General features: G+C 61.7%; 22 protein-coding genes. 10 read left to right on the top strand and 12 right to left on the bottom strand.

Annotation, left to right across the window (positions count from 1 at the left end):
* Positions 1–36: 36 nt before the first annotated feature.
* Both pgl and zwf read right to left on the bottom strand, forming a co-directional pair.
* On the bottom strand, positions 37–750 hold the full coding sequence (pgl, locus tag TRP66_RS22970; protein ID WP_333407773.1) for a 6-phosphogluconolactonase: 714 nt from the start codon (positions 748–750) through the stop codon (positions 37–39).
* Complete coding sequence (gene zwf / locus TRP66_RS22965; RefSeq protein ID WP_333407771.1) at positions 737–2,206, bottom strand: glucose-6-phosphate dehydrogenase; 1,470 nt, start codon at positions 2,204–2,206, stop codon at positions 737–739. The genes pgl and zwf overlap by 14 nt, the downstream gene beginning before the upstream one ends.
* 217 nt (positions 2,207–2,423) lie before the next feature.
* Between zwf and TRP66_RS22960 the strand changes: the two genes are divergently transcribed.
* A complete protein-coding gene (locus tag TRP66_RS22960; protein WP_333407768.1) occupies positions 2,424–3,290 on the top strand; it encodes a MurR/RpiR family transcriptional regulator in 867 nt (288 codons plus the stop codon).
* 408 nt (positions 3,291–3,698) lie between these two features.
* Here the strand turns inward: TRP66_RS22960 and TRP66_RS22955 are convergent, their stop codons facing one another.
* The 9 genes from TRP66_RS22955 to edd all read right to left on the bottom strand — a co-directional run bounded on the left by TRP66_RS22955 (position 3,699) and on the right by edd (position 14,766).
* Positions 3,699–4,988, bottom strand: a complete 1,290-nt coding sequence (locus TRP66_RS22955; RefSeq protein WP_442965252.1) for a carbohydrate porin — start codon at positions 4,986–4,988, stop codon at positions 3,699–3,701.
* A gap of 171 nt (positions 4,989–5,159) precedes the next feature.
* A complete protein-coding gene (locus TRP66_RS22950; protein ID WP_333407764.1) occupies positions 5,160–6,320 on the bottom strand; it encodes an ABC transporter ATP-binding protein in 1,161 nt (386 codons plus the stop codon).
* Between the two features lie 2 nt (positions 6,321–6,322).
* Positions 6,323–7,168 carry a carbohydrate ABC transporter permease gene (locus TRP66_RS22945; protein WP_333407762.1) on the bottom strand — a complete coding sequence of 282 codons (846 nt, stop codon included), beginning with the start codon at positions 7,166–7,168 and terminating at the stop codon, positions 6,323–6,325.
* Positions 7,161–8,069 (bottom strand): carbohydrate ABC transporter permease, encoded by a 909-nt coding sequence (locus TRP66_RS22940; RefSeq protein ID WP_333407760.1) that lies wholly within the window; start codon positions 8,067–8,069, stop codon positions 7,161–7,163. The genes TRP66_RS22945 and TRP66_RS22940 overlap by 8 nt, the downstream gene beginning before the upstream one ends.
* A gap of 105 nt (positions 8,070–8,174) precedes the next feature.
* Positions 8,175–9,461: an ABC transporter substrate-binding protein gene (locus TRP66_RS22935; protein WP_333407758.1), complete on the bottom strand. Its 1,287-nt coding sequence runs from the start codon at positions 9,459–9,461 to the stop codon at positions 8,175–8,177.
* A 258-nt stretch (positions 9,462–9,719) separates the two neighbouring features.
* Positions 9,720–11,126 carry an ATP-binding protein gene (locus TRP66_RS22930; RefSeq protein ID WP_442965251.1) on the bottom strand — a complete coding sequence of 469 codons (1,407 nt, stop codon included), beginning with the start codon at positions 11,124–11,126 and terminating at the stop codon, positions 9,720–9,722.
* A 43-nt stretch (positions 11,127–11,169) separates the two neighbouring features.
* Positions 11,170–11,907: a response regulator transcription factor gene (locus tag TRP66_RS22925; protein ID WP_333407754.1), complete on the bottom strand. Its 738-nt coding sequence runs from the start codon at positions 11,905–11,907 to the stop codon at positions 11,170–11,172.
* Positions 11,908–11,977: 70 nt separating this feature from the next.
* On the bottom strand, positions 11,978–12,943 hold the full coding sequence (locus TRP66_RS22920; RefSeq protein ID WP_333407752.1) for a glucokinase: 966 nt from the start codon (positions 12,941–12,943) through the stop codon (positions 11,978–11,980).
* A complete protein-coding gene (edd, locus tag TRP66_RS22915; RefSeq protein ID WP_333407750.1) occupies positions 12,940–14,766 on the bottom strand; it encodes a phosphogluconate dehydratase in 1,827 nt (608 codons plus the stop codon). Before edd ends, TRP66_RS22920 begins: the two co-directional genes overlap by 4 nt.
* Positions 14,767–14,981: 215 nt before the next feature.
* On the opposite strand from edd, the gene gap reads away from it, so the two are divergent.
* From gap to TRP66_RS22870, 9 genes are all read left to right on the top strand, one after another.
* Complete coding sequence (gene gap, locus TRP66_RS22910; protein ID WP_333407747.1) at positions 14,982–15,983, top strand: type I glyceraldehyde-3-phosphate dehydrogenase; 1,002 nt, start codon at positions 14,982–14,984, stop codon at positions 15,981–15,983.
* 181 nt (positions 15,984–16,164) lie between these two features.
* Complete coding sequence (locus tag TRP66_RS22905) at positions 16,165–16,557, top strand: YbaN family protein (RefSeq protein ID WP_333407797.1); 393 nt, start codon at positions 16,165–16,167, stop codon at positions 16,555–16,557.
* A gap of 94 nt (positions 16,558–16,651) precedes the next feature.
* The gene (locus tag TRP66_RS22900) at positions 16,652–17,008 is read left to right on the top strand and encodes a DUF5064 family protein (protein ID WP_333407745.1); all 357 of its coding nucleotides are present in this window, start codon (positions 16,652–16,654) and stop codon (positions 17,006–17,008) included.
* A 144-nt stretch (positions 17,009–17,152) separates the two neighbouring features.
* Positions 17,153–18,661, top strand: coding sequence for a sigma-54-dependent transcriptional regulator (locus tag TRP66_RS22895; RefSeq protein ID WP_333407742.1), 1,509 nt, complete (start codon positions 17,153–17,155; stop codon positions 18,659–18,661).
* 263 nt (positions 18,662–18,924) lie between these two features.
* Positions 18,925–19,308, top strand: coding sequence for a glycine cleavage system protein GcvH (gcvH, locus tag TRP66_RS22890; RefSeq protein WP_333407740.1), 384 nt, complete (start codon positions 18,925–18,927; stop codon positions 19,306–19,308).
* Between the two features lie 11 nt (positions 19,309–19,319).
* The gene (gene gcvP / locus TRP66_RS22885) at positions 19,320–22,184 is read left to right on the top strand and encodes an aminomethyl-transferring glycine dehydrogenase (RefSeq protein WP_333407738.1); all 2,865 of its coding nucleotides are present in this window, start codon (positions 19,320–19,322) and stop codon (positions 22,182–22,184) included.
* Between the two features lie 86 nt (positions 22,185–22,270).
* Positions 22,271–23,392 (top strand): glycine cleavage system aminomethyltransferase GcvT, encoded by a 1,122-nt coding sequence (gene gcvT / locus TRP66_RS22880; protein WP_333407736.1) that lies wholly within the window; start codon positions 22,271–22,273, stop codon positions 23,390–23,392.
* Between the two features lie 396 nt (positions 23,393–23,788).
* Entirely contained in the window at positions 23,789–24,001 is a 213-nt protein-coding gene (locus tag TRP66_RS22875; protein ID WP_003227496.1) for a cold-shock protein, read from the top strand.
* A 98-nt stretch (positions 24,002–24,099) separates the two neighbouring features.
* Positions 24,100–24,585 (top strand): RDD family protein, encoded by a 486-nt coding sequence (locus TRP66_RS22870; protein ID WP_333407723.1) that lies wholly within the window; start codon positions 24,100–24,102, stop codon positions 24,583–24,585.
* A gap of 251 nt (positions 24,586–24,836) precedes the next feature.
* On the opposite strand, the gene TRP66_RS22865 is transcribed toward TRP66_RS22870, so the two are convergent.
* On the bottom strand, positions 24,837–24,928 hold a 92-nt coding region (locus tag TRP66_RS22865; RefSeq protein WP_333407795.1), incomplete at its 5' end, for an IS3 family transposase.

Raw genomic sequence — 24,928 nt, 5'->3', positions numbered from 1 at the left:
TTCCGAGGTTAAAAGGTCTTGTCGAGCCCAACTGGCTTACGGGCACCAGTAGATCTCAAGAGATGAATTCAAAAAGGCGCGCACCGGCATGGCGGCGATATCGTCGTCGGCCAGCGCCGCGCGCAAGGTATCGAGCTTGGCTTGCCCGGAAACGGACAGGATCGGCTGACGGGCCGAAGCCAGCAGACGGCGGGTCATGGTCAGGCGCTGACGCGGCACGCTGGGGGCCAGCATCGGCAGGCAGTGACGCTCGGTCTGCGGGTCCAATGCCTGCGCAAGGTTCGGGCTGTCGGGAAACAGCGAGGCGGTGTGACCGTCGTCGCCCATGCCCAGCACCAGCACGTCGATGGGCGGCAACTCAGCCAGCACGCGGTCGGCGGCCAGTGCCGCCTCTTCCACGCTCGACGCGACGTTGTACAGGCCGACGAAACGCGCCTGCGCCGCGCGCCCCTGCAACAGATGGCGCTTGAGCAGTCCCGCGTTGCTGTCCGGATGCTCGGTCGGCACCCAGCGCTCGTCGGCCAGACTGACCACCACGCGCGACCAGTCCAGCGGCTGGGTCGCGAGACTTTCGAAGAACGCCACCGGGCTGCGCCCGCCCGACACCACCAGGGTGGCGGTGCCGTTTTCATCGATGGCGGCGCTCAGGCGCGTGGCGACATGAGTCGCCAGCGCCTCGGCCAACATCTGTGGGTTATCGAATGTATGAGCCGCCAGCCCTGCCGGCAGCTCAAGATCACATATCGCCATACCAGGATCTCCCGTCGCGAGTAATCAGGGCAATGGAGCTCATCGGCCCCCAGGACCCGGCCGCATAAGGCTTGGGCGCATCGCCCGCCTTTTTCCAGCCTGCGATCAGCTGATCGCACCATTGCCACGCGTACTCGATTTCATCTTTGCGGACAAACAGGTTCTGATTGCCGCGCATGACTTCCAGCAACAACCGCTCATAGGCGTCGGGGACCCGGGCGCTGCGGTAGGTGTCAGAAAAATTCAGTTGCAGGGGGCCGCTGCGCAGCTGCATGCCTTTGTCCAGCCCCTGATCCTTGGTCATCACCTGCAGGGAAATGCCCTCGTCGGGTTGCAGGCGGATGATCAAGCGGTTACTGATCTGGAGGCGTTGCTCAGGGGCAAAGATGTAGTGCGGCGGCTCTTTGAAGTGGATCACGATCTGCGACAGCTTTTGCGGCATGCGTTTGCCGGTGCGCAGATAGAACGGCGTGCCGGACCAGCGCCAGTTGCGGATGTCGGCGCGCAGCGCAACGAAGGTCTCGGTGTCGCTCTGGGTGTTGGAATTCTCTTCTTCCAGGTAGCCCGGCACTGCCTTGCCTTCGCTGTAGCCGGCGGTGTATTGACCGCGCACCACCTGGGTCGCCAGACGTTCCGGGGTGAACGGCACCAGCGCCTTGAGCACCTTGACCTTCTCGTCACGGATGCTGTCGGCTGACAGGTCGCTGGGCGGGTCCATGGCGATCAGGCAGAGCAATTGCAGCAAGTGGTTCTGGATCATGTCGCGCAGCTGGCCGGCCTGATCGAAATAACCCCAGCGCCCTTCGATGCCGACCTTCTCGGCAACCGTGATTTCCACGTGGGAAATGTGATTCTGGTTCCACTGGGTTTCGAACAGACTATTGGCGAAACGCAGCGCAATGAGGTTCTGAACCGTGTCCTTGCCCAGATAATGGTCGATGCGATAAACGCGATTTTCCGGGAAGAACTGGGCGACCGCATCGTTCACCCGGCGCGACGAGGCCAGGTCGTGACCAATGGGCTTTTCCAGCACCGCGCGGGTGCGCTCGGCCAGACCGGCAGCCGCCAGGTTCTCGCAGATCGCACCGTACACCGACGCAGGCGTGGCGAAATAGGCGATCAGGGTTTCGGCATCGCCGACCCGCTCGGCCAGCGCGACGTAATCCTCGCCCTTGAGGAAATCCACATGCACGTAGCTCAGGCGTGCCTGGAAGCGCTCGACGTTGTCGGCTTCCAGTTCGCTTTCAGGGACGAAACGGCGCAGGGACTTGTCGATGTACGCCAGGTGCGACTGCTCGTCCCCGGGCTCACGAGCCAAGGCAAGAATTTTCGTGTCTTCGTGGAGCAGTCCGGCGCGATCTAGCTGATAAAGAGCCGGAAACAGCTTGCGCACCGCCAGATCGCCCAGGGCGCCGAACAGAGCGAAGGTACACGGCTCAACCGTAATTAAGGGCATAATGTTGGTTCTTTTATCAAGTTAAGCTACAAATACCTTTTTTAAAGGCGTTACTCAAGGCCATATGTAGTAATAACCACAACATTGTCGCGAAAAGCATATTCCAGTGGTGATCAACACAGGCCCTCAGTACGATAGGCCACCTTTGCTACAGGCTAAAGAGCTAATAAAAGCTCGCGCCCAAACCGTTGGTGAATCCGCCCGACAAGGACATTGAATGGACCGTGTACGCAACCTCCTGGAGCAGATCCAGGGTCGACTCGACGAGCTTAACAAGGCAGAGCGAAAAGTCGCCGAAGTCATCCTGCTCAATCCGCAGATGGCGACCCGGCTGAGCATCGCCGCGCTCGCCCAGGCCGCCAAGGTCAGCGAGCCGACGGTCAACCGGTTCTGCCGTTCGTTCAATGTCAGCGGCTATCCCGAACTCAAGCTGCAACTGGCCCAGAGCCTGGCCAGCGGCGCGGCCTATGTCAGCCGCGCCGTGGAGGCCGACGACAATCCCGAGGCCTATACCCAGAAAATCTTCGGCAGCGCGATCGCCTCGCTCGACAGCGCCTGCCAGCAACTGGACCCGACCCTGATCAGCAAGTCGGTGGACATGCTGATTCAGGCGCGGCAGATCCATTTCTTCGGTCTGGGCGCCTCGGCGCCGGTGGCGCTGGATGCCCAGCACAAGTTCTTCCGCTTCAACCTGGCCGTGACCGCGCACGCAGACGTGCTGATGCAGCGCATGATTGCCTCGGTCGCGCACACCGGCGAGCTGTTCGTGATCATTTCCTACACCGGACGCACCCGCGAACTGGTGGAGGTCGCACGCATCGCCCGCGCGAACGGTGCCTCGGTCCTGGGACTGACCGCCGCCGGCTCGCCCCTGGCCCAGGCCAGCACCGTGAGCCTGAACATCCCGCTGCCAGAAGACACCGATATCTATATGCCGATGACCTCGCGCATCATCCAGCTGACCGTGCTGGACGTGCTCGCCACCGGCATGACCCTGCGCCGTGGCGTGGATTTCCAGCCCCACCTGCGCAAGATCAAGGAAAGCCTCAACGACAGCCGGTATCCCGTAGAAGATCAGGGTTGAGCCACCTGTAGGAGCCAGCGGGCGGCGATCCGTCTTGCTGGCGAAGCAGACAACGCGCTGCACCTGGCTCGCTGCGTAACGGCTGTCGCGACCAAGGTCCCTCCCACGGCTGCATACAACGCCGATCGGTAGGAGCGGATTCATCCGCGATCGGCTGCGCAGCAGTCGTACATCCACGCTGCCTGCAAGACCGTTTCGCGGATAAATCCGCTCCTACAGTCGCATTGATTCGTGGGAGCCAACGCGGTGCACCTGACCCACCGCGTAACGGCTGTCGCGACCAAGGTCCCTCCCACGGTTCCATACGTCCAAACGTTGTACTCATCGCCGGCAAGCTGGCGCGAAAAAAAACGGGCAGCCAGGCTGCCCGCAAAGCACACACGATTTTTGACCCTGGACCTGCAGTCCTTAGAACTTGGACTGGATCTTCAGACCGGCCACCAAGGCGTCGTCGACTTCGTTCAAGCCGCCGGGATGCTTTATGTACTGGAGGTTGGGACGCACAGTCAGCCAGTCGGCGACATGGAAACCGTAGTAGATTTCAGAGTTGTACTCGGTGTCCTGCACCGGCAGATAGCCAGGGTTGTCGTAGTCGTCGATGCCATTGAGCAGATTGGTCAGACGTACCCGGTCCTGCACGTCATCGTTGACGTGGATGCGAGCAACACCGATGCCGATGTCATCCTTGGGACGCGAATCGAAAGGACCTTTGTAGGTGAAGCCGATCTGCTGGTAGTTGTCGACAAAGTTGGTCTCCTTGTCGTGCACCGTGGCGTTGGCGAAGATGCTCAGACCGCGCGAGGCATCGCCGTTGTGGGTGGTCAGCTGTTGCTGGGCCACGATCCACCAGCCGTGCTTGCTGCTATGCGACTTGAACGCCCCGCCGGAAATCGGCTGCGGCTGGCCATCGGCGCCTTCGTACACGTCGTCGGCACTCGGCGTGCTTTTGTAGAAACCGACACGGTATTCGCCGGGCAGCGAATTCACCGTCGGAGTCCAGACCAGCTCCACCGGCAGGATCATACCCTTGGTGCCGCTGCCGCTGAGCTTGAAGCCGTTGCCGGTTTCCAGGTTGGACGGGTTCTGCTCGAACACGCCGACCTGCGCGTACACTTCAGGCGTGATGTTGTACTTGATCCGCAACGCCCACTGGCTGATTGGCCAGTTGTACCAGGTGTTCACGTAGTTACCCACTTGCGAGCCGCAGAGTGTCAGGTTCTGGAAGTCGCACGGGAATACGTTGAAGTCTTCGCCGGGGTTGAAGCGCCCGACCTTCACGTCCAGCGCGCCGTCCAGGTATTTCTGCTTGACCCACAACTGGGTCAGACGCCAGGTCTGGCCGCGGCCCCAGACTTCCTGAGAGGAACTGAGCGTGCCGGCACGCGGGTCGCCGATGCGGTCGTTCGAGATGTTGCGACCACTGCGTTCGGTGATCGCCAGCTTGAACTCGGCGTCCTGCCAACCGAAGACTTTCTGCAGGTCGATCTTGACCCCGAGCGCGAACTGATCAGCGTAACGGGCCGTGGTGTCGTCGTTGTAGCCGCCATCCACGTTGCTGGCCATTTCCGCCACGTAATCGAGCGAGAAATCGTAGCCTTTCTCCAGCAGCTCGGTACGCGTACCGCCCCAGTCGCCCGTCATCCATTTCGAATTGACGTCGAAAGCACCCGCCGCATGGGCGCTGCCCGCCAGTCCCATCGCACCCACTATCGACAATTTGCGTACCCATTGCGACCGGGGGCGCGATTTAGCTGTTGTCCTCTTCATCCCGTAAATCCTCGTTTTATTGTTATTGGCTTCAGGTATACGTCTTTTCCATTCACTGCTCGGTATTTGCCGGTCATGACCTTCGCAGGCGACCGGCGCGATTCATTTGCGGCCGATCTGGGTCACATTGCCGATCCGGTCAGCCATTGGCTGCTTTCCCAAGGCACCCAGTCGTTCCCCGCTCTGGGCGTCGAATAGCAACACTTTGGCGGGATCGAATTGCAGGGTGAGGCTCTCGCCCACCAGCGGCGCCACGTCCGGCGCCAGTCGGCAGCAGACCTTGCTCTGGTTAAGGTGCACGAACACCAGCGTGTCCGGCCCGGTCGGTTCGGTGACCTGCACTTCGGCGCGGATGCTGGGCAGGCTGCCGGCGTCGGCACCGGCGAGCATGATCTGCTCCGGGCGGATGCCCAGAATGATTTCCCGGTCTTCCAGGCCAGCGTCGCTCACGCCGATCGGCAGTTCGCAGCGCGCCTGGCCGCTGTCGAGCAGGGCCACGAGACGACCGTCCTTGCGTTGCAGGCGCAAGGGAATGAAGTTCATCGGCGGCGAACCAATGAAGCTGGCGACGAACAGGTTGGCCGGATCGTTGTAGATCTGCTGGGGCGTGCCGAACTGCTGGACGATGCCGTCCTTCATCACCGCCACTTTGTCGCCCAGGGTCATGGCCTCGATCTGATCGTGGGTGACATAGACGGTGGTGGTCTTGAGGCGCTGGTGCATCAGTTTCATTTCGGTGCGCATCTCGACCCGCAGCTTGGCGTCGAGGTTGGACAGCGGCTCGTCGAAGAGATAGATCTTCGGCCGCCGGGCCAGCGCACGGCCCATGGCGACGCGCTGCTGCTGGCCGCCGGACAACTGGCCCGGCTTGCGGTTGAGCAGGTGTTCGATCTGCAGCAGTTTGGCGACCCGCGCCACTTCCTCGTCGATGGCGGCCGGTGCCATCTTGCGAATCTTCAGACCGAACGCGATGTTTTCCCGCACGCTCATGGTCGGGTACAAGGCGTAGGACTGGAACACCATGGCGATGTCGCGATCCTTGGGGCTGGTGCCGCTGACATCTTCGTTGTCGATCAGGATCGCGCCGCCGCTGATGCTTTCCAGGCCCGCGATGCAATTCATCAAAGTGGATTTGCCGCATCCCGAAGGCCCGACCAGGATCAGGAACTCACCGTCCTTGATCGACAGCTCGATGTTCTTGAGAGTGTCCGGCAGGTTGACGCCGTAGGTCTTGTTTACGTTACGCAATTCGAGAGTTGCCATGATTACCCCTTGACCGCGCCGGCCGTGAGCCCGCGCAGGAAGTACTTGCCAGCCAGTACGTAGACCAGCAGTGTCGGCAGGCCGGCGATCATCGCCGCCGCCATATCAACGTTGTATTCCTTGGCCCCGGTGCTGGTGTTGACCAGATTGTTGAGGGCCACGGTGACCGGTTGCGACTCGCCGCTGGAGAACACCACGCCGAACAGGAAGTCGTTCCAGATTTGTGTGAACTGCCAGATCAGGCAGACCATGATGATCGGCGTCGACATCGGCAGGATGATCCGCCAGAAGATCGTGAAGAACCCTGCCCCGTCGAGCCGGGCGGCGCGCACCAGCGCGTCCGGGACGCTGACGTAGAAGTTGCGGAAGAACAGCGTGGTAAAAGCCAGCCCGTACACCACATGGACGAACACCAGACCGGTCGTGGTGCTCGCCAGGCCCATCTTGCCGAGGGTGAAGGACGCCGGCAGCAACACGGTCTGGAACGGCAGGAAGCAGCCGAACAGCAGCAGACCGAAGAACAGTTGCGATCCACGGAAGCGCCACATCGACAGCACGTAGCCATTCAACGCGCCGATGGCGGTGGAAAGGATCACCGCCGGCACGGTGATCTTGATGGAGTTCCAGAAATAGCCGTCGACAATGTCCCAGGCCTTGATCCAGCCAATGACCGTAACCGCGCTCGGCCAGCTCAACAGGTTGCCGACCGCGACGTCTTCCGGGGTCTTGAAGCTGGTCAGCAGCATCACCACCAGCGGCACCAGGTAAACCAGGCAGGCCAGCAGCAGGACCGCATGGATCAGTATCCGGCTCAGGCTGATACCGGGCTTTCCTACATAATCAGTCATGACGCTTGGTCCTCAGCTCGGAATACAGATACGGCACCAGGATCGCGAGGATGGCGCCGAGCATCAGGATCGCGCTCGCCGAACCCATGCCCATCTGGCCGCGGCTGAAGGTGAAGGAGTACATGAACATCGCCGGCAGGTCCGACGAGTAACCGGGGCCGCCGGCCGTCATGGCGGCCACCAGGTCGAAGCTTTTGATCGCGATGTGCGCCAGGATCATGATTGCGCTGAAAAACACCGGACGCAGGCTGGGCAGCACTACACGCCAATAGATGCGCGGAAGGCTTGCGCCGTCCATTTGCGCGGCGCGGATGATCGACTGATCAACGCCCCGCAGGCCGGCCAGAAACAGCGCCATCACGAATCCCGACGACTGCCAGACCGCGGCGATCACCAGGCAGTACACGACGCGATCGGGGTCCACCAGCCAGTCGAGCCGGAAGCCTTCCCAGCCCCAGTCGCGCAGCATCTTGTCCAGACCTAGACCCGGGTTGAGCAGCCACTTCCAGGCAGTGCCGGTGACGATCATCGACAGCGCCATCGGATACAGGTAAATGGTGCGGATTGCGCCTTCACGACGGATGCGCTGGTCGAGTAAAACAGCCAGCACCACGCCCACTACCAGACTTATGGCAATGAACATGCCGCCGAATACCGCCAGATTCTTGCTTGCGACCCACCAGCGGTCGTTGTCCATCAACCGCGCATACTGCGCCCCGCCCACCCACTTGTAGCTGGGCAGGAAGGTGGAATTGGTGAACGACAGCACGAACGTCCACAGGATGTAGCCGTAGAAACCCACCAGCACCACGAACATGCTGGGCGCCAGCACCAGTTTCGGCAGCCAGCGTTGCAGCGCATCCAGGGGCGAGGCTTTGCGCAGCACAGCGACAGAACTCATCGGACGTATCCACTCCAGAGAATCGAATCCGGCTCGCAGCCGTGCGTGAAACCGTCAGGACGGTTTCATCAGCACAAACTGCGGCTGGAGGTCAGGTAACGCGGATTACTGGGCCGACTGAATGGCGGCGGCCAGCTTCTTCGCGGCGGCGGCAGGGTCTGCGGCCGGGTCGTTGATGTAGTTGGTCACCACATCAAAGATAGCTCCCTGCACGGCGAGGGTGGTCGCCATGTTGTGGGCCATGCTCGGTTGCAGCCCGCCATTCTTCGAGTCGGCCAGGAAGTCCTTGGCGGCGGTCTGGGCGCAGGAGTCGAAGCCGTACTTGCTCATGTCGGCAAGCATGTCGTTGCGCACCGGGATCGAGCCCTTGTTGATGCTGAAGACTTTCTGGAACTCCTCGCCCAATGCGACCTTGGCAAGGTCCTGCTGCGCGGCCGTGGTGCCCTTGTCCTTCTGCTTGAACACCGCCATGGAGTCGATGTTGTAGGTGAACGCCTTTTCAGTGCCGGGGAAGGCGACGCACTGGTAATCCTGGCCGGCGACCTTCTTGGCCGCGGTCCATTCGCTCTTGGCCCAGTCGCCCATGATCTGCATACCGGCCTTGCCGTTGATGACTTCCGCGGCGGCGATGTTCCAGTCCCGGCCGGCTCGGTTGGCGTCCATGTAGGTGGCGACCTTCTTCAGCTCAGTGAAGGATTTCACCATGCCATCGCCGGTCAGCGCGCCGCTGTCCAGATCCACCAGCGCCTTTTTGTAACCGTCGGCACCCATGACCGAGAGGACCACGGCCTCGAACACGGTGCTGTCCTGCCACGGCTGACCGCCATGGGCCAGCGCGATGAGGCCGGCTGCCTTGAGCTTGTCACCGGCGGCATAGAATTCCTGGAGTGTGGTCGGGGCTTTGTCGATGCCGGCCTTCTTGAACACCGCCGGATTGATCCACAGCCAGTTGACGCGGTGGATATTGACCGGCACGGCCACGTAGTCACCGTCGTACTTCACGGTGTCGGAGACTTTCTTGTCCAGCAGCGAGTCCCACTTCTCCTGCTTGGCGACATCTTTCAGAGCATCGGTATCCAGCAGTCCGGTGGAAGCCCATTCCTGAATGTCCGGCCCCTTGATCTGGGCGACGCCGGGCGGGTTGCCGGCCACCGCGCGGCTCTTGAGCACGGTCATCGCAGTGGAACCGCCACCGCCCGCCACCGCGCCGTCTTTCCAGGTGAAGCCGTCTTTTTCGACCTGAGCCTTGAGTACATCAACCGCGGCCTTTTCTCCACCCGACGTCCACCAGTGCACGACTTCGACAGTGCCTTTGGATTCAGCGGCAATAGCGCTCAGCGGGAACAACGAGGCGAGGGAGATGACAACGGCGAGACGCGAGAGTGAATTCATCGTGAAGACCTTTATTGTTGTTATCCGGGCAAGTCTGATGCTTGCGCTTCCGGGGAGTCTAACCAAGCCCGGATGATGGACGGTAACGAAGGGATGCGGGAATGTCACCAATCAGTGACATTCCCGCGCGATATTCGTAGGAGCCAGCTTGCTGGCGATCTGCTGCAAAGCGGCAGCTTAAGAACGCCGCGCAATCAGGCAAACCGCATTATCGTTCGTCGGATTGCCGCCCACAGCAAGCTGGCCTACGGCGATTGGTCAATCCACCGATCTTGGGAGATACAAGGTAACCCGCAATCCGCCCTCGCGCAGGTTCTGCAGGCTGACCTCGCCGCCATGGCTATGGGCGATGTTGCGGGCGATGCCCAGGCCCAGGCCGTAGCCCTGCTGTTGATTGCCGGCCAGCCGGAAATGCGGTTCGAACACGTGTTCGAGCCGCTGTTCGGGCACGCCAGGGCCTTCGTCGTCGACGTGCAGGACGAACGCCAGGTCGTTGTCCTCGACCCTGAGATGCGCGCGATGCCCGTACTTGATGGCATTGTCGATCAGGTTGCCGATGCAGCGACGCAACGCCAGCGGTTTGCCGGGGTATGGCGCCTGGGCGACGCCGTTCTGGGTGACGCACCCCTCGCCATCCGGGCGGATCCAGGGCTCCACCAGGCATTCAAGCAACAGGTTGAGATCGACCGGCTCGATATTTTCGTGGATATCGGTGTCCTTCACGCATTGCAACGCGCCCTTCACCAGTAATTCCAGCTCGTCGAGATCGCGTCCGAACCTGGTCTGTAATTGTTCGTCTTCGAGCAGTTCGACCCGCAGGCGCAAGCGCGTGATAGGCGTGCGCAGGTCGTGGGAAATCGCGCTGAACAACTGGCCGCGCTCGGTCAGATAGCGGCTGATCCGGGTCCGCATGGTCTTGAAGGCCCGACTCACTTCCACGATCTCGCTGCCGCCGCCCTCCACTACCGGCTCCACGTCGGCACCCAGCGACATGTCGCGGGCCGCGCGGGCAAGGCGCTTGAGAGGACGGCTCTGCCAGTGCACCAGCAGACCGATGAACAACAGCAGAAACACGCTGGTTAGCACGATGAACCAGACCTGCTGGACCGGCAGCTCCTGTTCCTCCAGCGAAGTGTAAGGCTCAGGCAGCAACGAGGCGATGTAGAACCATTCGCCGGGCGCCAGCTCGATCTGGGTCACCAGCACCGGCGGGTTGACCGGTTCCAGCGTCAGGGCGTAGTGCGCCCAGGAGCGCGGCAGTTCGTCGAGCTTGAGGCCGCTGTTGAAGATGCGCAGATCATCGGGCCTCACGAACCACACGGCGATGTTCGGCTGTTTGCCCAGATGCTGACGCAGCACGTCGCCCACCACGTCGAGCACCGCCTGCTTGCGGGGTGTAGGCGGCAGCAGTTGCATGTCCAGCGGATGGTTGTTGAGCGACACCACGAACCGGGTACCGCCCATGCTGCGCAGTTGATCCAGCACCAGCGGCCGATAGGCCACCGGCAGCGAACGGAAATAACTGACGCTGGCCGCCATCGAATAGGCCAAGCTGCGCGCACTGGTGACCAGCCCTTCCATCTGGGTCGCGCGCAACTGCGACAGCCAGATCAGGCTCGACAGCGTCTGCGCCAGCAACACCGCCAGCAACGTGAGCAGCAGCATGCGCCCGAGCAGCGAACGCGGCAGCGGCAGGCGGCGCGGCAGTTTAATAACCGCCGCTCGTCTGCGCATTGACGTGGGCCGCCAGCAGATAACCGCTGCCACGCACTGTGCGAATCAGCCGGGGCGACTTGCCGGTGTCGCGCAAGCGTTGCCGCAGCCGACTGACCGCCATGTCGACGATGCGCTCCAGCGGCATCAGCTCGCGGCCACGGGTTGCGTTCCCGATGGTGTCGCGATCCAAAATCTGCTGGGGGTTGTCGAGAAACAGCTTGAGCAGCGCAAAGTCCGCGCCCGAGAGAATCACTTCTTCGCCGTCGTTGTGGAACAGCCGATGGCTGACCATGTCCAGGCGCCACTCGTCGAACACCAGCACATCGCCGCCCGAGCGCTCCTGGCCGAACTGCGCCCGGCGCAGCAGGGCCTTGATCCGCGCCTGCAACTCGCGAGGGCTGAAAGGCTTGCCCAGATAGTCGTCGGCTCCCAGTTCCAGGCCGATCACGCGGTCGGCTTCATCAGAGCTGGCGGTCAACATGATGATCGGCACATGCGGCTGGCGCGGGTGCTGGCGTACCCACCGGCATAGGCTGAAGCCATCTTCGTCGGGCAGCATGACGTCGAGGATCAGCAGGTCGCTGGGAGTGTCGTTGAATGCCTGGCGGAATCCGGCGCCGTCGCCCACGGTCCGCACCTGAAAACCGGCCCGGCTCAGGTAGGTGTCGAGCAACTCGCGAATATCCTGGTCGTCGTCGACCAGCAAGATCGACTTACTGACTGAACTCAAGGTAGATCGTCCTTGTGACGCAATTGTTGTTATGGGTAATGCGTGTGTTCCGGCACGTCCGACCCGCGCCTCAGACCTGCGATCCAAACGCCTGTTGCAGGGCGACGCCCGCTCCTGTCAGGCCCGGATACTCGGCTGTCACCAGCCAGACCGGCAAGCCGTCGAAATAATCGCTCATCACGCCCTTTTCCGCGAGTGCGCGACGGAAGCCGCTGGCGCTGAAGAAATCGATGAAACGCGGCACCACGCCGCCGACGATATAGACCCCGCCCAGCCCGCCGACGGTCAGCACGCAGTTGCCCACCACGCGGCCCAGGAAGACGCAGAACTGGTCGAGCACAGCAGCCGCAACCGGCTCGCCGGCCAGCGCCGCCGTGGTAACGGCGGCGGGAGATTTGTGAATCGCTTCGATTCCGTCCAGTTCGCAGCTGGCCCGATACAGGTTCAGCAGGCCTGTGCCGCTGAGCACCGTCTCGGCGCTGACGTGTTCGTGCTCGGCCATCAAGCGTGCCCACAGCAAGGCCTCGCGGGCCGTACCAATCGGCAGATCGACGTGACCGCCCTCGCCCGGCAAGGCCATCCAGACGTGCTCGCCGGCAGGCGTCAGCGTACCAACGCCCAGCCCGGTCCCAGGCCCGATCACTACCCGGGGACGCTCGGGCCGGCCGATGCCATGACAAATGGTCAGGTACTCGTCGTCGCGCAGGCGGGTCATGCCCAGCGCCATGGCGGTGAAGTCGTTGATCAGCAGCAGATGATCGATCTTCAGATGCTTGCAGAAGGCTTTCCTGCTCAGCTCCCAGTGGCTGTTGGTGAACTGGAAGTGATCGCCGTCCACGGGACCTGCCACCGCCAGGCAGGCGAAACCGACATCGCCGCGCTGCAGTTCGAGATCCTGCAAGTAAAGCTCGACCGCCTGCTCAGGCCCGCTGTAGTCGATGGTTGGGAAGACCCGCACCGAATGCAGCTGGTCATCCTCCCATATGGCAAATCTTGCGTTGGTGCCGCCAATATCACCGACCAGGGCCAATTTCACGTGAGCTTCTCCAGACTTGAGGTAAATGCGCTGGCACCTTGCTCCGCGGAGCTGAAGGCCATACGCATGAAACCGAACAATTCCCGCCCGCAGCCCACTCCGTTGTCGAGGTGATTGACGGCCGGTTCCCTTGCCGCCAATTCTGCCGGTTCGAGCAGAACTTGCAACGTGCCATTCACACCGTCGACGCGAATCACGTCACCATCCTGCACCAGCGCCAGCGGCCCGCCGTCGAAGGCTTCGGGGCAAACGTGAATGGCCGCCGGAATTTTTCCCGACGCGCCGGACATGCGACCGTCGGTGACCAGCGCCACCTTGAAGCCGCGATCCTGCAGCACGCCCAGAAACGGCGTCATCTTGTGCAGTTCGGGCATGCCGTTGGAACGCGGGCCCTGGAAACGCATGACCGCGACGAAATCACACTCCAGCTCGCCCGCCTTGAAGGCGTCGGCCAGATCCTGCTGGTCGTGGAAAACCCTGGCCGGCGCTTCGACGACCTGATGCTCGGGCGCCACGGCGGACACTTTCATGACTCCGCGTCCGAGGTTGCCCTGCATGACCCGCAGGCCGCCTTCTGGCGAAAACGGGCGGGCCATCGGCCGCAAAATGTTTTCGTCCAGACTCTCGCGCGGGCCGTCGCGCCAGACCAGCTTGCCGTCTTCCAGAAAAGGCTCGCGGGTGTAGAGGCGCAAGCCACGGCCGGCGACGGTATTGACGTCGTCATGCAGCAAGCCGGCGTCGAGCAGTTCGCGAATCAGGAACGCCATGCCCCCCGCTGCCTGGAAGTGGTTGATATCGGCCTTGCCGTTCGGATAGACGTGGCTCAGGGTCGGAGCCACTTCGGACAGGTCGGCCATGTCCTGCCAGGTCAGCTGGATGCCGGCGGCCTGGGCAATGGCCGGCATGTGCAGCGTATGGTTGGTCGAGCCGCCGGTCGCGTGCAGCGCCACGATGGAGTTGACCAGCGCGCGCTCGTCGACGATTTCACCGATAGGCATGAAATTGCCGCTCTGCATGGTCAGGCGCGTGACCTGATGCGCGGCCTCGACGGTCAGCGCATCGCGCAGCGGCGTATACGGGTTGACGAACGAAGCGCCGGGCAGGTGCAGGCCCATGACTTCCATCAGCAACTGGTTGGTGTTGGCCGTGCCGTAGAACGTGCAGGTTCCGGGGCTGTGATAGGACTTCATTTCCGCATCCAGCAGCTCCTCGCGGCTTGCTTTGCCTTCGGCGAAGCGCTGGCGCACGTCGGCCTTTTCCTTGTTGGAAAGCCCCGACACCATCGGTCCGCCCGGCACGAAAATGGTCGGCAGATGACCGAAACGCAGCGACCCCATCATCAGGCCGGGCACGATCTTGTCGCAGATGCCCAGCATCAGCGCCGCGTCGAACATGTTGTGGGACAGCGCCACGGCAGTAGACATCGCGATCACTTCGCGGCTGGCGATCCCCAGCTCCATGCCAGGCTCGCCCTGGGTCACGCCGTCGCACATGGCGGGCACGCCACCGGCGAACTGCCCCACCGAGCCGATGTCACGCAGGGCCTGCTTGATCTGGGTCGGATAATGTTCGTAGGGCTGATGCGCGGAGAGCATCTCGTTGTAGGAAGAAACGATGGCGACGTTGGCGGCGTTCATCAGCCGCAGATTATCTTTGTCCTGCGGCCCGCATGCGGCGACGCCGTGGGCGAAGTTGGCGCATTGCAGCTTGCCACGCATCGGCCCGTCGCTGGCGGCGCCACGAATCAGTTGCAGGTAGCGCTGACGGGTATCGCGGCTGCGAGCGATCAGCCGCTCGGTTACCTCAAGAATGCGGGGATGCATGTGATGAACTCCAGGCTGACGTCTGTGGTCACCCGTAAAGACAGCGCCCGTGAAACCCGCGTTCGCAGGAATTGGCAGCGAATGCGGGTCGTCTGAGCGGGCCTTTCAGGTTTGTATTTGTAGATATACAAAAATATTGCCACTAAAAAAGGTTGTTTTCTATTTCCATGAGCATAATCTTGTAATTCCAACAACAAATCCCGAGGGACGGTTGTATGACTCTACGTATCGCAATCAACGGTTTCGGCCGTATCGGCCGCAATGTCCTGCGCGCACTCTATACCCAAGGCTATCGCCAGGACCTGCAGGTCGTCGCGATCAATGACCTGGGCGACAGCGAAATGAACGCGCACCTGCTGCGCTTCGACACTGTACACGGCCCGTTCGCCGGCACCGTCGAATGCGATAAGGAAAGTCTCACCGTCAATGGTGACCGTATCGCGGTCAGCGCGATCCGCAATCCCGCCGAGCTGCCCTGGAAATCGCTCGACATCGATGTGGTATTCGAGTGCACCGGGCTGTTCACCAGTCGCGACAAGGCCGCGGCGCATCTCACCGCCGGCGCGCGCAAAGTGATTATCTCGGCTCCGGCCAAGGGCGCCGACGCGACCATCGTCTACGGCGTCAACCATGACAGCCTGCGCCAGTCGCACCAGATCATTTCCAGCGCATCGTGCACCACCAACTGCCTGGCACCGGTTGCCCAGGTGCTTCATCGCGAGCTGGGCATCGAAAACGGCCTGATGACCACTATCCATGCGTACACCAACGACCAGAACCTGATCGACGTGTACCACAGCGACCCGTACCGGGCGCGCTCGGCCACCCAGTCGATGATCCCCAGCAAGACTGGCGCGGCTGAAGCGGTCGGCCTGGTTCTGCCGGAACTGGCGGGCAAACTTACCGGCATGGCGGTCCGGGTGCCAGTAATCAATGTGTCGCTGGTCGACCTGACCGTGAACCTGCAGCGTGAAACCACCGTCGAGGAAGTCAATGCGCTGATGAAAGAGGCCAGCGAACGCTCGAAGGTGCTGGGTTACAACACCCTGCCGCTGGTCTCCCACGACTTCAACCACAATCCGCTGTCGTCGATCTTCGACGCCAACCACACCAAGGTCAGCGGCAAGCTGCTCAAGGTGCTGGCCTGGTACGACAACGAATGGGCATTTTCCAACCGCATGCTGGATAACTGCCTGGCGCTGCATAACGCGAGCTGATTGCGATCATCGCCAGCGAGACGGATCGCCGCCCGCTGGCTCCTACGTACCGTGTAGGAGCCAGCTTGCTGTGGGCGGCACTCCGACGATCCGTCTTACTGGCGATCCGCCGCTTACCGCTCGACGCGCGCTAGCAGACCGCCTAAGCTGGCCGGGCTTTGTGAATCTGCCTGTAGTGACCATGACGTATAAACCGCCCGGCTCCCGACTCTCTCGTTTTCTGTTCGGCATTCTTGCCTATCTCAGCCTCGGCATCGGCATCGCCGCCATTTTCATTCCAGGGCTGCCGACCACCGAGTTCATTCTGCTCGCGGCCTGGGCGGCGACGCGCAGCTCGCCACGGCTCAATGCCTGGCTGGAAAACCACCGGGTTTTCGGTCCGGTCCTCAACAATTGGCGCAATGGGCGGCTGGTAGCGCGCAGCGCGAAGATCAGCGCCACGATCAGCATGCTGGTCTGCGCGGTGCTGATGTTGACGCTGCTCGAACATGTCTGGTGGCTGTACCTCGCCATTGCCGGCATGGCGCTGGGCAATCTGTGGCTGTGGTCCAGGCCGGAACCGGCGGCGGATTGACCCCTGTCATACAGACACCTCGAAGCGGGACTACGCTGTGCACAGTCCATAGACAACGCTGTCTACCTTCTTTGCGCTTCGACGGAGCACTGCCATGTTCGAGCCCGGCCACCTGCATATCACTCACACCGCCCTGCAACGACCGGATGCCACCTACGACATCCATCTGCGCTACGAAGTGACCAGCGATCCCGGCGAAGGCACTTGCGTGAGTTTCACCATGGAAGGGGATATCGAAGGCCAGACGTTTACCGAACACTTCCAGCTGCCGCGGGATCTCGCATACAACTTCGCCCATGACGCCAGCCGTATCGCCCTTGCTCATGGCCTGCCCAGCGCCGACGCGCTGCCGCTCGCGCGGCACCCGGATTATGACCGCATGTTCGAAGACATCCGCGATCAGCTGGATGCAAAATCGGGCGAGCCGGTAAAGCCTGAGCATCTGGAGTGAGCCCATCGCCGTCCGCTGGCTCCTACAAGGATATTCGCAGACCTGTATCCGCGATCTGCCGCAGAGCGGCAGCCATGTTGCTGCCAAATCTGCTGTTCACAAGGCATACTGACGGCCTTTCCCAGGCTGGAATCTTCAGCGTCTATGCGCATCCACGTCACTTTCATCGACCGCGTCGGCATTACTCAGGAAGTGCTGGCGATCTTGGGCGGGCGCAATCTGAATCTGGATGCGGTGGAAATGGTGCCGCCCAACGTCTACATCGACGCGCCAACCTTGAGCCATCAGATGCTCGAAGAACTCAAGGACGCGTTGTTCCGGGTGCGCGGCGTGGAAGCGATCACCGTGGTGGATATCCTGCCCGGCCAGCGTCGTCATCTGCAGCTGGACGCCCTGCTCGCGGCCATGACCGATCCGGTCCTGGCGCTGGACAGCGCGGGCCATGTGTTGCTGGCCAATCCGGCGTTCATCGCACTGATCGGGCGAGAACCCGCCGGCGAGCCGATAGGCGAATTGTTCACTGACCCGAACCTGCAAACCGAACTGCTGGAGCACGGTTTCCGCCTGCCGCTGCGCGAAATCACGCTCAATGGCGAAGCCTTGCTGCTCGATGCCACGCCGATTACCGAAGCCGGCGCGCTGATCACTCTTTATCTGCCGAGCCGCATGGGTGAGCGCCTGTCCGCGCTGCACCATGATCATCCGGAAGGATTCGATGCGCTGCTGGGCGAGTCGCCTGCCATTCGCACCTTGAAAGCTCGCGCTCTGAGGGTCGCGGCCCTGGACGCACCCTTATTGATCCGCGGCGAAACCGGAACCGGCAAGGAGCTTGTCGCCCGCGCCTGCCACGCCAGCAGCGCACGTCATGGCGAGCCCTTTCTTGCGCTGAACTGCGCGGCGCTGCCGGAAAATCTCGCCGAAAGCGAATTGTTCGGCTACGCCCCGGGTGCCTTTACCGGCGCTCAACGAGGCGGCAAGCCGGGGCTGATGGAGCTTGCCAACCAAGGCACGGTGTTTCTCGATGAAATCGGCGAGATGTCGCCTTACCTGCAAGCCAAACTCCTGCGTTTCCTTAACGACGGCAGCTTCCGTCGGGTTGGCGGCGACCGTGAGGTCCAGGTCAACGTGCGCATCCTCAGCGCGACTCACCGCGACCTGGAAAAGATGGTCATCGAAGGTACTTTCCGCGAGGACCTTTTCTACCGTCTCAACGTGCTGAACCTGCAAGTTCCCCCGCTGCGCGAGCGCGGCCAGGACATCCTGCTGCTGGCCCGCTTCTTCATGGAGCACGCCTGCACCCAGATTCAGCGCCCACTGTGTCGCCTTTCCGCCGATACCCATTCGGCGCTGCTCGGCAACCGCTGGCCCGGAAACGTGCGCCAGTTGCAGAACGTGATATTCCGCGCGGCCGCCATCAGCGAAGGCAACGTGGTGGACATGGGCGACCTGGATATCGCGGGAACCGCTGTCGCCCGCCAGCAGGAAGGCGAAATCGGAAGCCTGGAAGAAGCTGTCGACGCATTCGAGAAGAGTCTGCTGGAAAGGCTTTATGACCAGCATCCTTCCACCCGTCAGCTTGCGACTCGCCTGAACACCTCGCATACGGCGATTGCCCATCGCCTGCGCAAATACGGGATAGGCCACCGACCCTGAGGAGTGGAATGAATCCGTTCCACTGTAACGAATTCATTCCATAACTGGCCTGCCCCGCTTCGGGCGTGGTCTGGAGTCCTCGTTCGCAAGCACGTCGCCCTCGCAGAGTGGAATGATATCGATACAGCCGCTTTTCCGCAGCTCACGCAATAACTTCATAACTCTCTGATATTGAAGGAGTTAAATGTTATGGCCGCAATCTTGCTTACTGACTCCGGATAAGGGTCCGCCTGGCGCGAACCTTCCAATCCCGAGGAGTCTTTATGAGCGAGTTGCGTTTTACCGTAGAACACGAATGGCTGCGGAGCGAGGCCGATGGCAGTGTCACGGTGGGCATTACCCCTTACGCACAGGAATCGCTCGGCGATGTCGTCTTCGTACAGCTCCCGGAAATGCAGGCCTACACTCAACACGCCGAAGTATCGGTGGTGGAATCGGTGAAAGCTGCCAGCAGCATCAACATGCCGCTGGACGGCGAAGTGGTCGAAGTCAACACAGCGCTGGACGCCACTCCGGAACTGGTCAATGAAGACGCCCTGGGCGCAGGCTGGTTCTTTCGCTTCATTCCCGCGAACGCTGATGCCATTCACGGCCTGCTGGATCAGGACGCCTACGACCGCCTGATCAAAGCCAACGCCGAAGCCTGAGGACCGCTCCCATGACCGACCGCATCGAACTGAACACCGCCAACGAATTCATCGCCCGTCATATCGGCCCACGCGAGGCCGATGAGCGGGCCATGCTCGAAACTCTGGGCTTCGACTCCATCGAGGCCTTGAGCGAAAGCGTCATCCCGGAAAGCATCAAGGGCACCAGCGTGCTCGACCTGCCAGCAGGGCAAAGCGAAGCCGACGCACTGGCGTCGATCAAGGCCATCGCCGCCAAAAACCAGCTGTTCAAGACTTACATCGGCCAGGGTTACTACAACACCCACACGCCGGCGCCGATCCTGCGCAACCTGCTGGAAAATCCGGCGTGGTACACGGCCTACACGCCATACCAGCCGGAAATTTCCCAGGGCCGCCTGGAGTCGCTGCTCAACTTCCAGACCCTGATCAGCGACCTGACCGGCCTGCCGATCGCCAACGCCTCGCTGCTCGACGAGGCCACGGCCGCCGCCGAAGCCATGACCTTCTGCAAGCGCCTGAGCAAGAACAAAGGCAGTCAGCAGTTCTTCGCGTCCATTCATTGCCACCCGCAGACCCTGGATGTGCTGCGCACTCGCGCCGAACCCCTGGGCATTGAGGTCGTGGTCGCCGACGAGGCGCAGCTGACCGACGTCAGCGCCTTTTTCGGTGCGCTCTTGCAATACCCGGCCAGCAACGGTGACGTATTCGATTATCGGGAACTGGTCGAGCGTTTCCATCAGAGCAACGCGCTGGTGGCGGTGGCCGCCGACCTGCTGGCCCTGACGCTGCTGACGCCTCCAGGTGAGTTCGGCGCCGACGTCGCCATCGGTACCGCACAGCGTTTCGGCGTGCCGCTGGGCTTCGGCGGACCGCATGCCGCTTATTTCTCGACCCGTGACGTGTTCAAGCGCGACATGCCGGGACGTCTGGTCGGTGTCTCGGTGGACCGCCATGGGAAGCAGGCCCTACGTCTGGCGATGCAGACCCGCGAACAACACATCCGTCGCGAGAAGGCGACCAGCAACATCTGCACCGCCCAGGTGCTGCTCGCCAACATCGCCAGCATGTACGCCGTCTACCACGGACCGAGCGGGCTGACCCGCATCGCCAACCGCGTGCATCGTCTGACCGCTATCTTTGCCGCCGGCATGCGCCAGCTGGGCATTGAGGCCGACCAGCAATTCTTCTTCGACAGCCTGACCTTCAACACCGGCGCCGATACCGCCGCGCTGCACGCCAAGGCCCGTGCCCGGAGCATCAATCTGCGCGAAGTGAGCGCCGAGGCCCTGGGCCTGTCGTTCGACGAAACTACGTCCCAGGCAAGTATCGAAACGCTCTGGGCACTGTTCGCCACTGACGGCAAGGCGCTGCCGGACTTCGACGCGCTGGCTGCCAGTGCCGAGTCGCGCCTGCCCGAGGCATTGCTGCGCCAGTCCGCGATCCTCAGCCACCCGGTTTTCAATCGCTATCATTCCGAAACCGAGCTGATGCGCTACCTGCGCAAACTGGCGGACAAGGATCTGGCACTCGATCGCACTATGATTCCGCTGGGCTCCTGCACCATGAAGCTCAACGCGGCCAGCGAAATGATCCCGATCACCTGGGCCGAATTTGGCAACCTGCACCCGTTCGCGCCCGCCGAGCAAAGCGCCGGTTACCAGCAACTGACCCAGGAACTGGAAACGATGCTGTGCGCAGCGACCGGCTACGACGCCATCTCGCTGCAACCCAACGCCGGTTCCCAGGGCGAGTACGCCGGCTTGCTGGCCATTCGCGCCTACCATCAGAGTCGTGGCGATGAGCACCGTGATATCTGCCTGATCCCCTCTTCCGCCCACGGGACCAACCCGGCCACCGCCAACATGGCCGGCATGCGCGTGGTGGTTACCGCCTGCGACAGCCGAGGCAACGTCGACATCGAAGACCTGCGCGCCAAGGCCGAACAGCACCGCGACCACCTGGCGGCGATCATGATCACCTACCCCTCGACCCATGGCGTGTTCGAGGAAGGCATCCGCGAAATCTGCGGCATCGTCCATGACAATGGCGGCCAGGTGTACATCGACGGCGCGAACATGAACGCGATGGTCGGTCTGTGTGCCCCAGGCAAGTTCGGCGGCGACGTGTCTCACCTCAACCTGCACAAGACCTTCTGCATTCCCCATGGCGGCGGCGGTCCGGGCGTTGGTCCCATCGGCGTCAAGTCGCACCTGGCGCCGTTCATGCCGGGCCACGCACGCATGGAACGCAAGGAAGGCGCGGTTTGCGCGGCGCCGTTCGGCAGTGCCAGCATTCTGCCGATCACCTGGATGTACATCCGCATGATGGGCGGCGAAGGCCTGAAGCGCGCGTCGCAGCTGGCGATCCTCAACGCCAACTACATTTCCCGCCGCCTGGAAGATCACTACCCGGTGCTATACACCGGCAGCAACGGCCTGGTCGCCCATGAATGCATCCTCGACCTGCGCCCGATCAAGGACAGCAGCGGCATCAGCGTCGACGACGTCGCCAAGCGCCTGATCGACTTCGGCTTCCACGCGCCGACCATGTCATTCCCGGTTGCGGGGACCCTGATGATCGAGCCGACTGAAAGCGAATCGCGCGAAGAGCTGGACCGCTTCTGCGACGCGATGATCAAGATCCGCGAAGAAATCCGCGCGGTCGAGAACGGCACCCTCGACAAGGACGATAACCCGCTCAAGAACGCTCCGCATACCGCGGCGGAAATCGTCGGCGAGTGGACCCATCCCTACAGCCGCGAGCAGGCGGTGTACCCGGTCGAATCGCTGATCGACGGCAAATACTGGCCGCCGGTGGGTCGCGTGGACAACGTGTTCGGTGACCGAAATCTCGTCTGCGCCTGCCCTTCCATCGAAAGCTATCAGGAAGCCTGACGCTCCCTCCTGTAGGAGCCAGCTTGCTGGCGATCGCTTCGCAGCGATCCGCCATGCTGGCTCCCACCCTTTAAAGGACTGGATTCATGACACACCCCCTGCTAACCACCCCACTGCACACTTTGCATCGCGAACTCGGCGCACGGATGGTGCCTTTCGCTGGCTACGACATGCCCGTGCAGTACCCGGCCGGCGTGATGAAAGAGCATCTGCACACCCGCTCGCAGGCCGGGCTGTTCGACGTCTCGCACATGGGCCAGATCTTGCTGAGCGGTCCGGGCGCCGCCAAGGCGCTGGAAACCCTGGTGCCGGTCGACGTCATCGACCTGCCCGAGGGCATGCAGCGCTACGCGATGTTCACCAATGATCAGGGCGGCATCCTCGACGACCTGATGATTGCCAACCTCGGCAACGACCAACTGATGCTGGTCGTCAACGCCGCCTGCAAGGACCAGGACCTGGCTCACTTGCGTGAGCACCTGGCGGGCCAATGCGAAATCGAGCCTTTGTTCGAAGAGCGAGCGCTGCTTGCGCTGCAGGGCCCTGCGGCCGCCGCGGTCATGTCGAGGCTGGCGCCGCAGGTCGCGGAGATGATTTTCATGCAGTACGCCCGCGTCACGCTGCTGGACCTGGACTGCTACGTCAGCCGCTCCGGCTATACCGGTGAAGACGGTTACGAGATTTCGGTCCCTGCCGCGCAGGCCGAGACTCTGGCGCGTCGCCTGCTGGAAGAGCCGGAAGTCGCGCCCATTGGCCTTGGGGCCCGCGATTCGCTGCGTCTGGAAGCCGGTCTGTGCCTTTATGGACATGATATGGATACCCGGACTTCGCCTATCGAGGCCAGCCTGCTATGGGCGATCTCCAAAGTGCGCCGCGCCGATGGCGCACGGGCCGGCGGTTTTCCCGGAGCAGAGCAAATCTTTGCCCAGCAGACGAACGGTATTGCGCAAAAACGCGTGGGATTGCTCCCACAAGAGCGGACTCCAGTGCGTGAGGGCGCGGAAATCGTCGATGCCCAGGATCGGCGCATCGGCACAGTCTGCAGCGGCGGCTTCGGCCCGACATTGGGCGCTCCGGTTGCGATGGGTTATCTCCCAACCGAGCACAGCGCACTGGATACCGAAGTCTGGGCCATTGTGCGTGGCAAAAAGGTGGCAATGCGGGTGGCTAAAATGCCTTTCGTTGCACAGCGTTACTTCAGAGGCTGATCGATAGCGTCAGAAAAGACGCTGATTCGAACGGTTTGAAAAAAGGGTTGCAAGGCTCCGTTGAAGGGGCCAGATGCTGCGTGTCCAGGCGCCTGAAAAGTGCACTGTACAAGTGCACAAGAGCGTTTGGCACTCAGTGTTGCACCGCTTCAGGGACGCGTGATCGGGGGTTGATAAAGCCCGTTGAAACTGGAGCGAAGCGGGGCTTGTTTTTGTAACGAGAGTTGGCGTAGAGTTTCTGGACTGTGTTTGCATAGGTCGCTGAATCGGGACCTGGGCAGTAGCTCTAGGTTTGCTACAACCCGTTCTACGTTTCTTACTTCCTGCAACCCAGCCCCAGTACTCTTTCGAGCGAAAGAGGCTGTCATTAAATTAAAGCGTCAAGGAAATAAGAAAATGTCTACACGTCAGAGCGGCACCGTCAAGTGGTTCAACGACGAGAAGGGTTTTGGTTTTATCACTCCAGAGAGCGGTCCGGATCTGTTCGTGCACTTCCGCGCTATCCAGGGCAACGGCTTCAAGAGCCTGAAAGAAGGCCAGAAAGTAACTTTCGTTGCTGTGCAGGGCCAGAAAGGCATGCAGGCTGACGAAGTTCAAGCCGAAGCTTGATAGCTTGACCAAAAAGCCCCTGGTATTGATCCCAGGGGCTTTTTTGTGGGCGCGAATGCGTAACATGAGGCTTTCCCGCGCTATCGAGAGTCAGCCCGATGCCTCAACACCTTCTGCGGCCGCAAGGCGATTTCCCTCCCGCCAGCCTGCCCCGCCGCTTTGCCGCCATCTGCTATGACGCCTTGTTGTGCATAGCCATCCAGTTGGTCACCGCCTTCCTCTACAAACTGCTGCAGATGGCCTTCATTGGCGAAGCACGACTGCGCGAGCTGTCCGAATCGGGCGCATTGGACGGCGATCCCCTGCTCTCCTCGATCCTGCTGCTGGCAACCTTCGCGTTCTTCGCCAAGTTCTGGACCCATGCCGGGCAGACTCTGGGCATGCAAGTCTGGGGCATTCGCGTGCAGAACCCCGACGGCACCGCCATCAGCCTCATGCAGGCCCTGCTGCGCTTCGTGGTGGCCATGGCGTCGTGGCTGTGCCTGGGGCTGGGGTTTGCGTGGTGCCTGATCGACAAACAACGCCGTACCTGGCATGACCGCTATTCGGAGAGCGTGCTGGTGAGGGTTCCCAGGCAGAAATAGCGGGAATGCGCACGCCTTGTAGGAGACCGCCCGACGCCATGGCGCCGCGCTGTCGCAGCAAACATGGGGATCGCATTTACCCGCAATGGCGGTAATGCAGATACCGTTAAGGTGGCGAGACGTAGGTCTGGGTGCATATCCGTTACCGCATGCGCTGGACCTCGTGGTTCCGGCCCTTACGGCCGGCCTACTTTGGTTTCGCCCAAAGTAGGCAAAGGCTGGACTGACCCCCAAAAGTTGGACGAGAAACGTTAAAAATTCATCGCCTGTGTTCGAAATTGTACCGGACTCAGGCCGTTGAGCTTGAGGCTGATACGTTCATGGTTGTAGTAGTGGATGTAAT

The organism is Pseudomonas sp. JDS28PS106, assembly GCF_036706555.1.
Lineage (GTDB): Bacteria > Pseudomonadota > Gammaproteobacteria > Pseudomonadales > Pseudomonadaceae > Aquipseudomonas.
This window is presented reverse-complemented; position numbering and strand designations above follow the sequence as displayed.

Excerpts from the sequence above, each read along its gene's own strand:
- pgl (WP_333407773.1), bottom strand. The coding sequence starts at position 750 with ATGGCGATATGTGATCTTGAGCTGCCGGCAGGGCTGGCGGCTCATACA.
- zwf (WP_333407771.1), bottom strand. The coding sequence starts at position 2,206 with ATGCCCTTAATTACGGTTGAGCCGTGTACCTTCGCTCTGTTCGGCGCC.
- TRP66_RS22960 (WP_333407768.1), top strand. The coding sequence starts at position 2,424 with ATGGACCGTGTACGCAACCTCCTGGAGCAGATCCAGGGTCGACTCGAC.
- TRP66_RS22955 (WP_442965252.1), bottom strand. The coding sequence starts at position 4,988 with ATGGGACTGGCGGGCAGCGCCCATGCGGCGGGTGCTTTCGACGTCAAT.
- TRP66_RS22950 (WP_333407764.1), bottom strand. The coding sequence starts at position 6,320 with ATGGCAACTCTCGAATTGCGTAACGTAAACAAGACCTACGGCGTCAAC.
- TRP66_RS22945 (WP_333407762.1), bottom strand. The coding sequence starts at position 7,168 with ATGACTGATTATGTAGGAAAGCCCGGTATCAGCCTGAGCCGGATACTG.
- TRP66_RS22940 (WP_333407760.1), bottom strand. The coding sequence starts at position 8,069 with ATGAGTTCTGTCGCTGTGCTGCGCAAAGCCTCGCCCCTGGATGCGCTG.
- TRP66_RS22935 (WP_333407758.1), bottom strand. The coding sequence starts at position 9,461 with ATGAATTCACTCTCGCGTCTCGCCGTTGTCATCTCCCTCGCCTCGTTG.
- TRP66_RS22930 (WP_442965251.1), bottom strand. The coding sequence starts at position 11,126 with ATGCTGCTGCTCACGTTGCTGGCGGTGTTGCTGGCGCAGACGCTGTCG.
- edd (WP_333407750.1), bottom strand. The coding sequence starts at position 14,766 with ATGCATCCCCGCATTCTTGAGGTAACCGAGCGGCTGATCGCTCGCAGC.
- gap (WP_333407747.1), top strand. The coding sequence starts at position 14,982 with ATGACTCTACGTATCGCAATCAACGGTTTCGGCCGTATCGGCCGCAAT.
- TRP66_RS22905 (WP_333407797.1), top strand. The coding sequence starts at position 16,165 with ATGACGTATAAACCGCCCGGCTCCCGACTCTCTCGTTTTCTGTTCGGC.
- TRP66_RS22900 (WP_333407745.1), top strand. The coding sequence starts at position 16,652 with ATGTTCGAGCCCGGCCACCTGCATATCACTCACACCGCCCTGCAACGA.
- TRP66_RS22895 (WP_333407742.1), top strand. The coding sequence starts at position 17,153 with ATGCGCATCCACGTCACTTTCATCGACCGCGTCGGCATTACTCAGGAA.
- gcvH (WP_333407740.1), top strand. The coding sequence starts at position 18,925 with ATGAGCGAGTTGCGTTTTACCGTAGAACACGAATGGCTGCGGAGCGAG.
- gcvP (WP_333407738.1), top strand. The coding sequence starts at position 19,320 with ATGACCGACCGCATCGAACTGAACACCGCCAACGAATTCATCGCCCGT.
- gcvT (WP_333407736.1), top strand. The coding sequence starts at position 22,271 with ATGACACACCCCCTGCTAACCACCCCACTGCACACTTTGCATCGCGAA.
- TRP66_RS22875 (WP_003227496.1), top strand. The coding sequence starts at position 23,789 with ATGTCTACACGTCAGAGCGGCACCGTCAAGTGGTTCAACGACGAGAAG.
- TRP66_RS22870 (WP_333407723.1), top strand. The coding sequence starts at position 24,100 with ATGCCTCAACACCTTCTGCGGCCGCAAGGCGATTTCCCTCCCGCCAGC.